The sequence below is a fragment of the Celeribacter sp. genome (genome assembly GCF_048270365.1).
Taxonomy (GTDB): domain Bacteria; phylum Pseudomonadota; class Alphaproteobacteria; order Rhodobacterales; family Rhodobacteraceae; genus Celeribacter.
The window spans coordinates 1-16,226 of the sequence record NZ_JBLWTA010000023.1; the positions used below are offsets into that span (position 1 = coordinate 1).

The 16,226-nt window shown below is 56.1% G+C and carries 8 protein-coding genes; 1 reads left to right on the forward strand and 7 read right to left on the reverse strand.

What is annotated here, in order from left to right:
- Positions 1 to 460: 460 nt before the first annotated feature.
- On the reverse strand, positions 461 to 1,036 hold the full coding sequence (locus tag ACN0X0_RS19415) for a response regulator transcription factor (protein ID WP_417280533.1): 576 nt from the start codon (positions 1,034 to 1,036) through the stop codon (positions 461 to 463).
- Positions 1,037 to 1,240: 204 nt separating this feature from the next.
- On the opposite strand from ACN0X0_RS19415, the gene ACN0X0_RS19420 reads away from it, so the two are divergent.
- The gene (locus ACN0X0_RS19420) at positions 1,241 to 2,848 is read left to right on the forward strand and encodes an alpha/beta fold hydrolase (RefSeq protein WP_417280534.1); all 1,608 of its coding nucleotides are present in this window, start codon (positions 1,241 to 1,243) and stop codon (positions 2,846 to 2,848) included.
- Between the two features lie 4 nt (positions 2,849 to 2,852).
- Here the strand turns inward: ACN0X0_RS19420 and ACN0X0_RS19425 are convergent, their stop codons facing one another.
- From ACN0X0_RS19425 to ACN0X0_RS19450, 6 genes are all read right to left on the reverse strand, one after another.
- Positions 2,853 to 4,112: a surface lipoprotein assembly modifier gene (locus ACN0X0_RS19425; protein ID WP_417280535.1), complete on the reverse strand. Its 1,260-nt coding sequence runs from the start codon at positions 4,110 to 4,112 to the stop codon at positions 2,853 to 2,855.
- 86 nt (positions 4,113 to 4,198) lie between these two features.
- A complete protein-coding gene (locus ACN0X0_RS19430; RefSeq protein ID WP_417280536.1) occupies positions 4,199 to 4,768 on the reverse strand; it encodes a hypothetical protein in 570 nt (189 codons plus the stop codon).
- A gap of 228 nt (positions 4,769 to 4,996) precedes the next feature.
- On the reverse strand, positions 4,997 to 5,647 hold the full coding sequence (locus ACN0X0_RS19435; protein WP_417280537.1) for an IS6 family transposase: 651 nt from the start codon (positions 5,645 to 5,647) through the stop codon (positions 4,997 to 4,999).
- Between the two features lie 219 nt (positions 5,648 to 5,866).
- The gene (locus ACN0X0_RS19440) at positions 5,867 to 6,979 is read right to left on the reverse strand and encodes a sensor histidine kinase (RefSeq protein ID WP_417280538.1); all 1,113 of its coding nucleotides are present in this window, start codon (positions 6,977 to 6,979) and stop codon (positions 5,867 to 5,869) included.
- A gap of 150 nt (positions 6,980 to 7,129) precedes the next feature.
- Complete coding sequence (locus ACN0X0_RS19445) at positions 7,130 to 9,997, reverse strand: ATP-binding protein (protein WP_417280539.1); 2,868 nt, start codon at positions 9,995 to 9,997, stop codon at positions 7,130 to 7,132.
- A gap of 155 nt (positions 9,998 to 10,152) precedes the next feature.
- The gene (locus ACN0X0_RS19450) at positions 10,153 to 16,047 is read right to left on the reverse strand and encodes a GEVED domain-containing protein (RefSeq protein ID WP_417280540.1); all 5,895 of its coding nucleotides are present in this window, start codon (positions 16,045 to 16,047) and stop codon (positions 10,153 to 10,155) included.
- Between the last annotated feature and the right edge of the window lie 179 nt (positions 16,048 to 16,226).

The following is a 16,226-nucleotide window of genomic DNA, read 5'->3' on the forward strand; positions in this document are numbered from 1 at the left end:
CGTCGGCTACGCACTCTACATGCGCGATAACCGCCTTGAGATGCCCGATGTCAGCGATCTTCTGATTGAGTGACCCGACGAGCAATCAAGATGACGGTTGGGTCTCTTCCAGACATCCGTGCTACGCGCATCAGATGACCGGTTTCAGCCCCAAACCGGACATGGTCTCGGGCGCTTCGAGCGGGAATCTGGCATTTATAGCGAAACATGAATGCCCATCCGACGGGTGACGCCAGCAAGCTCTTTGACTGGCCGAAACCAGTTCCCCAAGTCACTCCAAAATTGGAAGGATATCTCATATACCGGACACCGGTTTCAAAAGGCAGTTAACCTGAAGACACCGTGAGAACTATCACACAACCCAAAATGAGACATGGAAGGCCAAAGCCGACCGCAGGAATGTCAACTTATTTGAAAGAACACGTATCTCCCGAACAAAGTTGGTGGGTAGTGCGTCTGGCTATAGCGACAGGATATTGCGACGTGTGGCCACGGCGACGGCCTCGGACATTGTAAGCGCCGAGAGCTTGCGCCGGAGATTGCGACAATGCAGATCGACCGTCGGCAGCGAGATATTAAGCTGATAGCCGATCCGGTCGCGTCGCAGCCCTGCGGCGGCCAGTTCCAGGACAGCGCGTTCACGTGCTGTCAGAGAGGGGAGCTGTTCGTCGACAAAGGCAGCATCGGGCGTATGCCAAAATATCACAATGCGCACCCGCTCAGGCTGAAATGGCAGGACATTGATCTGCACCGGCTCATTCGACGCAGGAGCTTCGGACATAAGGACTGTCGAATCGGGCGCTGCCTCGCGGCTTGCGACCCGGAGCGCCGCATCGAAGGCAACATCCGGGGCGATATGGAGCCGCTCCACCTCATCGCGATGGCGATAGCCCGGATGAAGTTCAAGAAACCGGTGCGCCATCGCATCACAAGAGAGAATCCTCGCCTCGAGATCGACATCGAGACACGCCATTGCGATCGTTTCAGGCGAAAAAGTTATCTCATCCGAGACAGGCAATGTTGAGGTTTGCGTCATGATATTGAATCCAAAGCAACAGGCAGAAAATAGGTCGGCAATTGATCCGACGTTAATCTGCCCACGCATTGGGCCGCTCCCCCCTCAAGGGGGGTAAGAGCACGAAAAACACAACAAACAATCACAGTTTTCCTTGTTTTTCCAAATGTTTTAGGAAAGCCTCGGCACGTCCTCACCCCGGGGTCGTCGCACAAGAAAATCAGGATGCGACAATCAAAAAAATATTATCCAGAGCTCATGGCACGTCCATCGCAATTCATTCAAATTCTCGCGACAGCGCTCAAGAAGGCTCCTATCGCGCTTCCTTCTGAAGACGCACTCCTGCTTAATCCAAAAAACGAGGCCCAGAGCGAGCGTTTTTTCTTTCGGCATTTTGCCCAATGCCGCCTCCCGATCAACCTCTATGATGCCTCTGGCACACGGCAGATCAACAGCTATGCCCCCGATAGCGAGATGGTCTTTCCCACCCAGCTGCGGATGGCCCGCCAGTCAGTTTCGGGCTGTGCCTTTGTTGTCATCGAAGGAAAACTCTTCTTTCTCTATGACCGTGTCGAACGCTGGCCCGATGTCCCCGATCATATCGCCTTTTTCGCAGTGCATCTCGATAGCCCCCGTCTCGCTGCCCTCTCGGTGGAATTCCCCACAATGGCGCTCACACCTTCGGAATATGTGCTTCTGGCACATCTTTTGAGCGGCAAGGATTTGCAAACAGCAGCCGAGGCGACGGGCGCCTCTTACGACACCAAACGCAAACAGATCCGTACAGTACTCGACAAATTCAGAGCCAAAACACAGACCGCTTTGCTAAGGGCCCTCTCGCTCGACATCACCGCCGCAGTGCTCGACGAAATTTTGCCGCTGCAGGACCGCCGCCCCGAGACCGCCCAGGTCAAACGTCAGTTTGGCCGCGCCGTGGTTGTGAATCACCTCTCAATCGGAGAGGGTGATGAAATTCCGATCTGGGAATTCGGCGCCCGGCGCGGTCAACTGGTGCTCTACTTCCACAGCATGCTCTCGCCCGTGCTTTTCGACGAAGACATGATCCGGGCTCTGAAGGCACAGAACCTGCGCATATTGCTCGTCCCACGGCATTTCCTGAGCTTCACCCGCGAGGCAGAACCAGAGGTCCGCATGGCCCGGTTTTCCCAGGCAATGGCCGAGATCGTTGACTATCTGACCGACGAGCCGATTTTGTGTCTCGCGGAAAGCGCCGGCGTGCCATGGGCTGCGCATTTCGTGCGCCATCATCCGGATCATGTCTCGAAGCTCATTCTTTGCGGCACGCCGCAGTTGTTCAAGGCCGTAAAAGATAGCGCCTCTCCGACCATCTTTGTCGATATGTCGCATCGGCTGCGCTCGGATACCCGCGTCCTCATTGGGCTCACACAGGTTTATAATACGCTGAGCCGCGTGCCCGCCTTTGCACAAAAAGGACTTGGTCACATGTTCCGGAAATCCGAGGCCGATATGGCCTGTCTGCGCACATTGTTCGAGCGCGCGCATCTCTCCGACTGGCTGCGCTTGATCGCCAATCACGCAACCCTCGCCTCGATTGACGAGATGATCAGCCTGCAACGTGACTGGCATGCCGATCTTCTGGCCACACGCTGTCCAATGGTTATGCTCCACGGGCGCGAAGATCCGATCAGCCCGATCGAGGATGCCGCAGCCATCGCCAAAAATCTTCCCAAAGCCTTGTTCGAACCTGTCGAAAACGCCGGACATCTCGTCTTCAGCGAGGCCATTGATCATGTACTTTCACACCTGATCTGCGATCCGCTCCAGACAGAAGCAGCCCCCCTGTCGCCATAGGCCCTCAGAACCGGTAGCTCCAACCAATCCGGCAGTCCGTCGTCTCCGAAGAATAAAGCGCGATATTGGACGTCTGGACCTTGTAGCCGCAGGACAGTTTCGGCGTGCTGCCCATAATCTTGATCCGGCTACTAGAGAGTGACACCCCGATGCGGTAAATTTCGTCGCGGCGCGCAAAATCGACCGAAGCGAAATCCGTATCATATTGGCGCAGCGTCGCACCGAAATCGACCCCCGCGCGCAAAGTCTCGGACAGATCAAAATTGTACCCCGCCTGCAGGCTCCCCCCCCAATAGCGATGATACGCGAGCGAAGGCGTGCTGCGCTCTAGCGTCCCGCCCAGGGTCAGAACCCCGGAGGAATTGATCCGTTTGCTCCAGCTGAGACCAAGCGACCCATAGCGCCCCGATAACGTGTCTTTGTCGAAATAGTCGCGATATTCGATCACCCCGCTTGCACTCAGTGTCTCGTTCTCCGACAGGCGGTGAGACCATGCCCCGTGCAGACCGGTCGAGACGCGATCCGGACTGGCCCCTTCTACGTCGGAGAAATAAGTTCGATCGGCATGCAGCCCTGCACGAAAACTGCGCGCCTGCCCCTCGGATTTAAGATCCGCCGAAAGACGCCCGCGCCAGTAGCGCAGCTCCGGCTCCCCATACCAGACGCGACGCAGAACCGATCCGAGCTCAAGGCTCAACCCGTTTCGCAACGGGCGTCGATAGAGCAGCTGCGCCCCCACTTCTACGCCAATGCCGGAGGCCTCTTCGCCACCATCCTCAATCGAAAATCGACCCAACAGCGTATCGAAATAAGACTCGGAGGAAGCATTCCTGATATTCGTGCTCGGCAAAAGCGCAAAAGAGCTAGAAAACTGGACCGGATAACGTCGCGCAAGCTCAGCCAATGCCGCAATATAGAGATCGGCATTCGCCCGTTGTGCGCTGTCTCTTAGGAGATGCCTGAGAAAGGCCTCGGCGCGTCGCAGCTGCCCATCCTGCGCCCACGCCTCGGCCATCGCGAGTTGGGCACGCGGATCGGTTGGAGCCAGCCGCCAGGCTTTGGAAAAATACGCGAGGGATTTTTCAGGATTGCCCTCAGCCAGAGACAAACGCCCCTTTTGCATCAGGACCCCATGCGCCTCGGGAAGGCCCAAGGTCGCTTCGGCGGAAACGCTCTGCGCAAAAGTGAAGAACATCAAAAGCAGGGCGGCGCCAAGCACCACCTGTCGGATCGTATGTCGCTGTCGGGACGCAAAACGTGTCATATTATCCAACCTGTGAAGGCCGTGCCGCAGAGCCCTGCGGCACGGTAATTTTAAACATTTTACTGGTTAAAACAGACGCAGAGGGCTCAGTCCTCGACGGCAGCAAAGCCACCTTCGTGATATTCACCGTCGATCGTCCCTGTGACATCACCGTAGAGCGCAAGCTCACCTTCGTAATCGTAGAAAGTGCCGATCATATCCAGATCAAGGTTATGAGCTTCGTCGTCTGTCAGCGTTCCGGTCGCATCGGCGGTCAAGGAAGTGCCTGTGATTCCACCGGAAATTGCGAGCGAGCCAGTCAGCTCATCTTCGATATCCTGCGTATCTTGGTCATAGAGAGCAAAGTTGTTGGCCGTTCCGGTCACCGTCCCGCCGGTGAAATCTGCGGTCAGGGTCATGTCGCCGATGGCTTCCAGGTTTTCATCTTCGCCGATGTCACCGATGGCCAAAGCGCCGGACATGGTGGCAGTGCTGCTCATCATGCTTTCTGATGCTTCTTCGAGCTGACCGCTTTCCGCCGCTGAGACGAGCCCTTCCAGGCTGTCATATTTTTCCGGAAGATCGACCTCGGACATATCCCCATCGACAGAGGACCCCCCACAAGCCGCCAAAGTGAGCGAGGCGGCCGAGAGGGCCGCCATTGCAAAAAACCGCATTAAATTTCTCCTAAGTCTGTGCGCGTCGTTTTACTCAGATCCCTCGAGATCCGATTGAAATTGATCCAAGATTTGAGGAGACGGACAACCTATGAGAAACTATAGGTTCATTGATTTCATTGAGGAATTCGGCAAAAATTCCTCAATATTCTTCAGAAAACGCGCAGTGTGCCAGGTTCTGTCGCAAACTTTAGCAGGGAGTGCAGAACAGCCTTTCAGCGGACACACTTATGCTGCGAGGGAGGCGAATTGCTGGAAGCCCGTTTTCCCATTCGCGGCGATTTGACCTTTACGGATCATGTGCGCGGTTTCGATCCCAGCCAGCGTTGGGCGCGTGATCCGCTTGATGAAACGATGGTCCTGTTCGACCATGTTGTTCAAATACTTGCTCTGCATGATCCGGATCAACCCTCCGCTGCCCGTAAATTTGCGGATCACGTTCACGGCCTGAAGCCCCGCCAGATTGGCGCCGCTCGTGTCGATAGCAACGCGATCAGGCGTGCCATTCGTTGAAATCGCACGTTTGAAGAAACGGCGTGCGGCAGCCTTGTCCCGCTTTGCAGAGAGCATGAAATCAAGGGTTCGGCCGTCCCGATCAACGGCACGATAAAGATAGGCCCACTGGCCTTTGACCTGGACATAGGTTTCATCCATCCGCCACGAGTTGGCTGTCTGACGCTTTCGCTTTTGTGCCTCGGCTGCGAGGTCTGTCGAAAATTTCACCACCCACCTGTTCAGTGTCGCATGGTCAACATCGACACCACGCTCTGCCATGATCTCCTCCAGATCCCGGTAAGAAACCGCGTATCTGACATAGAAGTACACCGCGTAAAGGATCACGCTCTCGGGGTAATGCACCCCTTTGAAACTCGTCGCCATTCTGCCCGCCTGTTTTTTTACGCAACGGCATATCGGCCATCACGCAGAAACCGATATACAAAGTTTGCGACAGAACCGTCTCCGGGTGTCAAGGAGCGGCAAGAGCAATTGTTACGACCACGCGGCCGTCGAAATGTTTTCAGCAAGATATGCAATTTGTCGCAATCCAGTTTAAAATGTGCCCTGACAGGTCCAGAACATCTGATACTTATCAAATGCTCAGCCGTGCACAGCGGGCAGCCTGACGCAGAAAGTTGTCCCCTCGCCACTTTGGGTGTCGAAGGAGATTGTCCCTTTCATCTGCTCGACGAGCGTACGCACAATGTTAAGACCCAAGCCGGAGCTGCTGGTGCGATGTCCATTTCTCCAGCTCCCCTTGGTGTAACGATCGAAGAGCGTGTTGCGTAATTCTTCGGGGATGCCATCCCCATGGTCACGGATGTAAATCGAAAGATGTGCGCCTGTTTTCTGGGCCCATATTTCAACGGATTGATTGCGTTTCGAGGCTTTTACCGCGTTTGAAAGCAGATTGGACAGGATTTTCATCAACTGGTCTTGCACAACATGAACCTGAAGAGCGGCATATGTCGGCAACATGCAGACATTGACACCGTGATATGAGCCATACCCCTGATGCGTGGTCACAAGTCCCTCAAGGAGACTTGCGACATTTATGTTTTCGCTCTTTGGTTTCGGCCCTGCCTGCGCGCTTTCGTTGAGATCGAGGATTTCCTGAATAAGCGACAGCATCCGGTCACTGTTTGCCCCGGCAATGTTCAAAAGCGATTCGGCTTTTTCCGACAGCGGACCGACCAACCCGGATTTCAGAAGGTCCAATGCGCCCTTGATGCTTGTCAGCGGGGTCCGCAATTCGTGGGTGATGACGGAATTCACTTCTCGGCGCAGGTATTCCGCGCTTTCCTGTTCCGTTTCGAGGTGGAACATAGCGATGAAATAACGATTTTCATGTTGATCTTTTGTTGACATAACCTGCCCGTTCAGGCGCTTGCCGTCAAAGGTTGGATGGGTGCGGAACCCAGCGCTTCCGTTGCGCTCAGCCTGATCCAACGGACCGTCTTCGGCCATGAGATCATGGAAAAACCCACCTTCTCTGAGATTTTCTGCGGCACAAACGGCAGAGCCCGCACCGAGTAAATCACGGGCCGCGAGGTTCATGTAATAAGCGCCCTTCATGGATCGCTCAAACACGAGTACGGCGTCAGCCATACCATCCCAGAGTGCTCTGTTCAGGCCGGATGCAGCCTCTGCAAAGCAGGCGACTTCTTCTCCGAATGCATATCCTGTTGTGCCGTCTTTGAACTTACTTGCCATACGCATACACCTGAACTGTTCAAAAACGTCGGCCCTGGCCTACCCATCACCTTTTGCTTTTGAGGTTTCTCCCCACGACTCGGAGAGTGCACGCCAAACATAGCTTAGGTGTGATTGATTTGTGTTGAAAATATGTTTTTACTGAACACCTTACACGCCTAGCGTGTAGGCCTCCTGATTTCCTTCCTCCCAGCGCGGTAGTGCAAAGATCATCGTGGACCCTACCCCGAGTTCACTTTCGGCTTTGATCCAGCCATCCTGTAGGGCAATAAGGTCCTTGCAGATGGCAAGACCCAAGCCGACGCCGGGATTTTTTCGGTTTGTGCCAGAGGCGGCTTGCGCGAAGCGATCAAAGATGATGTCGATGCGATCTTCCGCGATGCCGATGCCGCTGTCCTTGATTTCGAAAATCGCCATGTCGCCGCGGACGTAGCTGCGCAGCTGAATTGTACCGTTGTCAGTGAATTTGACAGCATTGCCGAGCAAATTTGTCAAAATTTGCCGGAAACGGATTTCGTCAGCGTGTATCGCAGCGTCGGTCAATTCAAGCTCGATTGAAAGACCTTTTTCTTCTGCCAGGCTTTGCATTTGTTCCACCACGGATTCGATGACCTCAGTGCTCTGCACTTTGTTGGGGCTGATCCGCAGGGTGTTGGACTCGATCCGGGCGATATCGAGCATATCATCAATCAAGGCTTTCAGTTGCGTGCCTGAGGCCTGAATGCGTGTGGTGAAACGACTAATATCGGCTTCGAAACTCTTCATGGCCTCTGTGATCTTGTTGTCTCCTCCGTCCTCAAGCGCGACACGAAGGGCGGCATAGCTCGGAAGTTTTTCGAAATTGGCGACAAAACTGTTAAAGCCCAGAACCGCAGTGAGTGGGGTCCTCAATTCATGGCTGATCACATTGAGAAATTGCGTTTTGGCCTCATCCGCCTGTTCCGCCTCACGTAGCGCGGCATAGAACTTCGTCACATCTTCGGCGATACCGATGTATCCGGTAAAGGCGCCCTCGGCGTCAAAAAGTGGCTTGCCGCTAATGCGAATCCAGCTGAGTTGATCCGGGTGGAAATGGTAGCTGTAAACAATATCCCGGAACGGTTCATGTGCCTGCATCTTATCATGCAACTTCCAAAGCGTCTCTGCATCACCATGCTCGCTTTCGGCAAAATAGCTTCTATGTTTGCCGATGTACTCTGCGGGATCGACGCCGATCGTCCGGGCAAAGCCTTCGGAGACATGGGTCAAACGCATCTCTGCGTCTTGTTCCCAAAACCATTCGGAGCTCAGATCGGACACATCCTGAAGTCGGGCCTCTGCCTCGTCGCGTTTGCACAGTGCTGCGCGCAATTCTCTGTTCGAGGCTTCAAGCTCCTGCTGATGGCGCCTTAGATCCGTGATTTCCACACGGAACATGACCAAGCCACCTTCCGATGTGCGGCGCGTGAAATATTTGAACCAGCGATCTCCACTATACCGCACTTCAAGCTCAGAGGTCTCCCCCGTCATGGCGTTGAGGATGAGAGTCTGATCGTGGACGGGGACACCGTTCAGGCGGACCTCATCAGAAATTTCAAACCGCCGCTGAATCAGATCGGTCAGAGCCCGCCCAATCATCAGATTGCGTCTCACACCGTCCAGCTTTTCGCCTGCGACGATGTTGAACATGATCAGCTTGTCATCGCTGTCAAACAACCAGAAGCCAACAGGAAGCGCATTGATTGCATCGTTGAGACGTTGCTCGGCGAGTTTTGCACGATTGCGGCTGCTCTGCACCTCGGTGATGTCATTCAAAATAGCGACACGTCCACCTTCGGGTGTCTCATGCTCCAGGAGTTGCATCCATGTATCGTTGTTGAGCGCCAGTGTGACGCCGGATTCTTTTTGTGCCGTTCGCATGAGTTGACGGGACAGCCATTCGTCCTCTTGTCCGATGGCGTCGGGGTAGAGACCAACTCTCAGACCCGCCCGCAAAATGTCTTCGAGAGAAGCCCCTGTGACGATGGCATTTGAGGCCGCACCATGCAGATCCCGATACCTTACGTTGCAAAGTTCCAGCTTGTCATCCTTGTCGAACATGACAAAACCTGAAGGCGCAACATTGAGGGCGGTGCGCAATTGTGTCGCTGTGCGCCAATTCTTGCGTCTAAGCACATGCAGGTATCTTGTGAAAATCAGAGCCAGAGCTGCGCCTGTCAAAATACTCAGTCGGATGAGAAAGAGGGTTTTCGGCGCGATCTGAGCCGCGTGTATCGGAGCGATGGAGAGCGTCCAGGAGCTGCCGGGAAACGGAAGCTCGTAATTGGTTTTGGCCAGTAAGGGTGATGTCTCATCTCCAAAAATGACCGGATCCTTGCCGAGGGTCGTCTTGACCCTGATCGCAATGTTATATCGACTGTCGAATTCGCTCAGGCCGATGTCTTGTAAGAACGGATCTACGGCAAAAACGATGGAGGCGACGCCAATCATCTCGCTCTCGCCCTGATCTCCGCCGCTGCGAATGAATACCGGCTCGCGGATAATGAACCCTTGATAGCCCTGAAAAAGACGTGTCGGTCCTTCCAGATATGTTTCACCCCTGCGCTCGACCAGCTGAAGAACCTTTTTCTGCTCTGGTAGATTGGCCAAATCTTTGCCGACGAGGGAATGATTTTCCTCATACGGGTGAACATGTGTGATGATGGTGCCTTGGACCAAGGCCATGTTCACGACCGAAGCATCCTCTGTCTTGATGAAAGAGCACAGATCCGTGAATTCCGCCTCCGTGATATCCGGTGACAGAGACAATGCACCTGCAAGACCGCGTGCAAAAAGCAGCTTTTTATTGATCGATTGCTGGATGCGTGTCGCGATCACCGATTGGTCACGATACATCCGATCGAACTGTTCCTCTCCGGCCACGATGGACGCGGTGCGCGTGGCGCCGAGATAGATCAGAAAACAAAGGCCAAGTATCGCAACGTAGGATGCGCTTTCTATCAGGCGATTCATGGATTGAACGCGGTTCTTATCGGGCATTTCCCGCCCTTTTGCATTTTGGATGCATTTTACTGCTCTTCTCGGGTCTTTTTTCTAGGTTTTAGGTGCTTGTTTCTCATTATTTTCTTATTATAGGAAGAGAAACTCGCGTATAACGTGCATTCCTGAGCGTAAACTACAGGAATGCACGTTTTTTATGGTGCGATTGTGACCTGAAAGACAACATGGCCCCGTGCACCCGGTCGGAAGATGCCGTTACAATCCCATCGCAGGTTGCCCGCATAGCCCGCTGTGTTGCCGAGAGGCTCTGCGATTGTGCAGGTCATATCGCCAAGTGTTACAGGTGAGGCAATTGGTGCGGCGAGCACGGTGTAGGGGGGCGTGCGGTCATAAATCTTGACCTCGCTGGCCGGAAGCGCGGTCGGGTTGTAAACCGAAATCCGGTATTCCAGAACGTCCCCCGGTGCGCCGCCATTGCGAATGCCTTCGGCCCCACCCTGTGTCACGTTGCGAACGGTTTTGGACAGGTCAAGCGCCCCTGTGCGGGCCTCTGTGGTCAGGCGATCCACATTGCTGTCGATTTCGCTGACACCTGTCGCACCATAGCTGGTCGTGGCATCGAGTTTCACCACATAGCTGGCGTTCGGCCCCAAGGACGAGGAGGCAGAGACCCGCAGCACAAGGCAGATCGTCGTATCCGCAGCGGTCGCAAGCGGCCCGGTGATCGTCACATCCGGCGTGCCGTCGCAGCCGATGTCCTCGAACAAGGCGGCGGAATACCCTCCGCTGGGTGTCTCGGAAATCGTCGTGAGCGCAAAGGAAACCAGCCCAGGCGCATCTGCCGTATATTCATGGCGCAGCGTCGCGATCTGGCCGGCAGAGATCGAGCCGGCCTGATCTTCGCGCAGGACCGCCTGACGCAGCACGCCCATGTCGATACCTGCGTAATCCGTATCAGCTGCGGGCGTAAAGGTGAGACTTCCGTCACGCAGATCGGCATTGACCAAGGACGGCAGTGCGGCAGGGGTTTCGGAGATCACGAGGTGACCCGCATCCGCCGTTCCCGTCACTGTGACCGCGCCCGAGTAACCCGTCGGCAAAGTCAGGGACCATGTGCCATCTGCGGCGACTTCGGGGCTGTCGATCAATGTGCCGGTGCCGTCATAAATCGCCACTGTCGCAGCGGCTGTTCCAATCTCCGTGCCGTTGATCAGACCGTCATAGGCCGTACCGCCTCCCGCGCCTGTATCACGAAACACAGTGCCAGAGAGTACAGAACCCGCCCCGGTGAGCGCGACGGTGGCCGTCGCTTCGTCATCGTCCGCGATCCCGTCCGAAAGGTCATCGGTCAACGGCCCCGTCGCCGGCTCGCTGTCCGGGTCGGCTTGGTCTGCGGCGACGATTTCGGCGGTATTTGTGTGCTCGCCCGTGGCATTCATCGTGACACGGATCGTCAGCGTTACGGTTTCGCCATTGGCCACAGCACCGATATCCCAGATGCCGGACGCGGGGTCATAGGTATCCCCCAAAGCCGCGGCATCATCCGAGACATAGCTATAGCCATCCGGGATCAGATCACGCAGTTTGACGCCTGTGGCCGCCGCAGGTCCGGCATTGCTCACGGACAGAACCATATCGAGCGCTGCGCCCTCGACCGCTTCTGTCACCGGCGTGCCTGCCGTGTCTCGCGCCTCTTTGGTCAGGGACAAGTCTGCGGCAAGAGCGCCTTCGACATAGCCAAAATCCTGCCCGGGGGTGTCCGCCCCCTGGGTCACGACGACACCAGTGATCGGATTGGAGGTTGCGATGACATAGCCCGCCGGGGTGTCGGCATCCGCGCCGTCCACCTCGATCCTGTAGGTCAGGGTCGCATCGACGGCGGCAAAGCCATAGCTGCCATCGGTCGTGCTTTCGGTTGTGGCGACAAACGTATCGTCAGCCGTATCGGCAGGGGTGCCATTGTCATTGTAGAGTGTGACAGAGATCGCGCCCACGCCCGTCTCGCCCGAGTCGAACGCGCTGTTGCCATTTGCGTCCTGATAAAGTGTGCCGGAGATAGAGCCCTCGGAAAAAAGCGTTGAAGCAAACGGACCCGGCGCACGGCAGGAGGCGCCGTCATTGCCCTGATAGGTGAGATCCGCGACCGTACCCTCCACTTCGATGAAGGAAAAACTAACCGGACGGTTACCCTCAACACCTACTTCCACGGCAAAGACCTGACGCGACTGGTTGTCGAAGAGGTAGAGAAAGCCAGAACCGTCGAACCATACGGAATCCGGGTCCATCGCGAAAATACCGTTCGGCAAAGGCACATTGCCCACCAACGTGATGGTCGTTGCCCCGGGGGTGCCACCGAGCGGATCGAACGCATAAATGTCGCGGTTCGAGTCAATGAAGTATAAGAGGCCATCGCGCGGGTTATAAGCGATATCACGGCCATAAAGGCTACTTTGCCCGGTGTCGAGCACACCAAGCGCCACAGGGTTTAGCGGGTCGGAGATGTCCAAAAGCTGATAGTGGCCAAAGTTGGTGCCTGACATATAGACCATGACGCCATTCGGTAGGATGTCAGAGGAGGTATCGGGGCTTTCAATCGTCAGCCCGGAGATATCGGCCACCTCCTGTACCGCGCCGGAGGACACGATCCGCATCAGTGTGCGCGGGCTTTGGCGCACGCCATAGATGTAGCCGTCAAGCTCGTTATAGCCCCAGCCGGTCACGAGATAGTTGCCGGTGTAGTCCGGCGACAAGAGCCTTTGGGACAGATTATAAATACCGCCCGCTTCGCTCACGCGCAGCTCACTGAGCGCGGGAAGGTTCTGTGCCGTTTCCGTGGCGACCATGTAGAACGTGTCCGAACAGGTGAACGGTCCGTTCGGGTTCGACAGTGTAACCAGATAATCTTCCACCTCGCCGTCAAAGTTCAGCCCGTCGAACGGATCTGATGCTAAGGCGCTTGAGGTCGACCAGCGCACCCGGGCAAAGCTTGTGCCGTTGCCGATATCGGAAGGCACAGGAACGTCGAATGTGATCTGGTTGTTGAACACACCGTCCGTGTCGCCAGTGCCGCCATCGCGGTAGTCTACGGCAAACTGTTCGTTGGCATCAAAAACGCCATTCTGATTGAAATCGACCCAGAATTGCAGATTGGTGATGCCCTCACTGACCGGTAGGCCGAGATCAAGCTGGAGGCTGAGCGTTTCATGCGTTTGCACCGTAATTTGCACCGTGTCCCCGGCTGTAAAGGTCGGCAAAACCGCAATTGAATCTTCATCATCGACCCCGGTGAGATCATCGCCGTCGGCAGTCGCTGTGTTTTGCGGCACGACCTCCGTATCCGGCAAACCAGCCCCAAGATAAATCTCAGGCACAACGATATGACGCGGATCGCCATAGGAGGCGGGCGCATCGCCCCGGTCGACCAGATCGGCGGCGGCAATGACCAAGGAATAATCCTCGACCTCGCCATCGACGGCAAAGGACTGTGGCGACAGGCCTTGCTCGGAACTGTAGCGGAACCGCGCAAATGTCGTGTTTGTTGTGGCATCTGTCGGAACGGACACATCGATCTGGATCACGCCATCGCCCGCCACATTGTCAAACACAGTGCCATCATCGCGCAGATCGGTGGCAATGCGTTCGCCAAGCGTTTCTTCGAAAAGTCCGTCGCCGTTAAAGTCGATCCAGGCCTGAAGGTAACCGTCGCCGGTGACATCGACATCAAGCGTGGAAATCATCCCTTGCGTGAGGACAGGAAAGATCACCCCATCTTCATCGTCAGTGTCCAACAGATCGTCGGCGGTGGCTGTTCCATCCGATTGGGCCAGCACTTCGGTGTCCGGCGCGATATCGCCCAAAAAGACGGTCGGAGAGGCACTCACACCATGTGAGGCTGTCAGGTAACTGAGCGGCGCATCGCCAAAATCTACACCATTACCGCTAAACACCGCCACGGTCACTTTGGCGCGGTCACAATCGCTCAGGTTAAGGGCGTCGCACATCTCATATTCGATCTCATACACCCCCGAAGGCACCCCGGCAGGCACCACGACGCGCCCTTCGTCGAGGCCAGAAGCTTCCAGAAACGGGACCGGATCACCGGTGTTTTGCGGCGTCGCCGGGGTCAGCACGCTCAACTCAGCGGTCGTCACATTCGCCGCGATGCCATTGATCGTGTCATTGGCATAGACTTCACCTGCCGTGCCCCCCAAGAGGTTGTTCACAGGGGTCGCCGTATAGTCGTCATCTTCGGCCACCACATTTACAGAGGTGTCCGCGATGGCGCACAACAAGATCGCGGAGCCCCGTGTCGCGGCATTCAGCGAGGTGCCCGTATAGCCGTGGATGAACTCCGCTTCGACGAAAGTGTCGAATTCAAAGGTCACATAGTTGTCGAACGCGGTTTCATTCGGCTCCTCGATCCAGTTCGTCGGATCACCCACCTTCGCCGGGTCCATCGCAATCGCTGTCCCGCCTGTCGGAAAGCTGGCAAGGGGGGCGGTGTTGAAGTGGATGATATTCGTCGGTGTGACCAAGCTGCCCACCACATCGGAACTGTCATCTGCCGTATCGCGGCTGTCGACATCCGTCTGTTGCACGATCAAGCCGTTATAGGCGCTCTGACCTACGGTCGTGCCCAACGGATTGGACGTGGTCGCTGACCCATCCTCGACCAGACGCAAGCGGTAGGTCAAAAAGCCATTGTCGGCAGGCACCATACGCGCCTGAATGCCCGTGCTGACGGAGGGGTTGATTGCATTGCTGATCTGGGTGAGCTGAAACACGATATCGATCGGATTGCCGCGGCTGTCGGTGGTCACATCATCGAACAGGAAAATGTCATCGAGACCCGGAGCGGCAGCCGAACCAGAACCCGCAAGTTGCGTGCGCGGCGACCCAAAGATCGACTGCGGAGTGCAGGTCAACGGCGCGGTTCCGCCCCCCAGTGCAAGCACTGTGACGCTTTCGCTTGTCGATTGCAGGCGGTTCACGAATGCCGTGCCTGTGCGTGCGATCCCGGCGGTGGCGGTGCTATCGACGCTGCCGGACACGACATCGGCGGCGGTGACCGGATAGTCTGTGCTACATGTCACGGTGCCGCCCGAGGCGATGGGAGCCGTGATGGCGGGGCAAGTCACGGTGCCCAGTTGAGAATCCTCAATGACAATATCCTGCCCGGTGTTGAAGGGCAGCGTGCCGGTGTTCGTCACCGTGTAGCTATACGTCAGCGTGGCGCCTTCCGTCGCCGATGCGGGCGTCACAGTGCGGTCCAGACTGATGCTCTGGCCTACGGTGAAATTTGCTTCCGCAAACATCCCTATGCCGCGGGCACCTGGGTTGTAATTTTGGAACGCGGGATAATTGCGTACGTTTTGAATGCTTTCGTCATACCAGAACGTGACGGAGGAGGTGCCATTGGGGAAGGTCGCGCGGACCGTACCGTTATTGTCATTGGGGGAGCTGGGCGAGCCCGCAGAGCCTTCATTATAGATACATTGTGCCTGATTTGGGGCTAGAACACCGGTGAAACCAGAGCCGGGACCGGGCCCTACAACAACTGAGGGGCTGACGCCTAGGGTCAAGAGTGTCGGATTTCCATTGTCCCCGAATGCGGTCAAGAAATCGCAGCGGTCCGAGGTGGCGTTGTTGTCGGTTGTGTCAATGTCCAGAACATCGATCCGCAGATTGTCCACCTGCACCGCGATGCCACCGGAACTGGCCGAAACCGTATTGACCACCCGGTTGTCGCCGATGGCGCCGGCGTTGAACGGTGCATCTGCCACCAAAATAAGGGATTCGATGTTGCCGCCGAAAATCGTGTCGTCGTCCGGTGTTTGAACGGTTTGGCCCGTGCCATTCACATAGCTGGCCAAAGCGCCGCTGACCTCCACCGTCACATCCACGGCGAACCCGTATTGATCGTAAAGCGTCCGATCAAGTGGTCCACCAAAGCCTGCGGGCCAATCAAACGCGCCCCAGTCAATGGTAAAATCCCCGGCCTTTGCGGAGGAAGGCACCAAACACGTGCCGCCCAGAGCGACGGAAAAAGAGACAGCTGACAGCAGCGACCGCGACACAGGTTTGAACACAGGAAAGTACCTTATCTGGCCCTGCTGTAGGTCCTCGGGGCCATGGGACCGGCAGGGAGGCGGAACCCATGCGCATCTCGCCCGAGGCTTGCGACATAGGGTTCATCTTGGCGTATTCAGAGAGGAATCTCTTGCGCGCCTTGGGCTACCTTCATGGGCATTTGATCTACCGCGCTATA

What these genes read in the sequence shown, in the direction of transcription:
- ACN0X0_RS19415 (WP_417280533.1), bottom strand. Translation starts at nt 1,036, where the DNA reads ATGACGCAAACCTCAACATTGCCTGTCTCGGATGAGATAACTTTTTCG.
- ACN0X0_RS19420 (WP_417280534.1), top strand. Translation starts at nt 1,241, where the DNA reads ATGCGACAATCAAAAAAATATTATCCAGAGCTCATGGCACGTCCATCG.
- ACN0X0_RS19425 (WP_417280535.1), bottom strand. Translation starts at nt 4,112, where the DNA reads ATGACACGTTTTGCGTCCCGACAGCGACATACGATCCGACAGGTGGTG.
- ACN0X0_RS19430 (WP_417280536.1), bottom strand. Translation starts at nt 4,768, where the DNA reads ATGCGGTTTTTTGCAATGGCGGCCCTCTCGGCCGCCTCGCTCACTTTG.
- ACN0X0_RS19435 (WP_417280537.1), bottom strand. Translation starts at nt 5,647, where the DNA reads ATGGCGACGAGTTTCAAAGGGGTGCATTACCCCGAGAGCGTGATCCTT.
- ACN0X0_RS19440 (WP_417280538.1), bottom strand. Translation starts at nt 6,979, where the DNA reads ATGGCAAGTAAGTTCAAAGACGGCACAACAGGATATGCATTCGGAGAA.
- ACN0X0_RS19445 (WP_417280539.1), bottom strand. Translation starts at nt 9,997, where the DNA reads ATGCCCGATAAGAACCGCGTTCAATCCATGAATCGCCTGATAGAAAGC.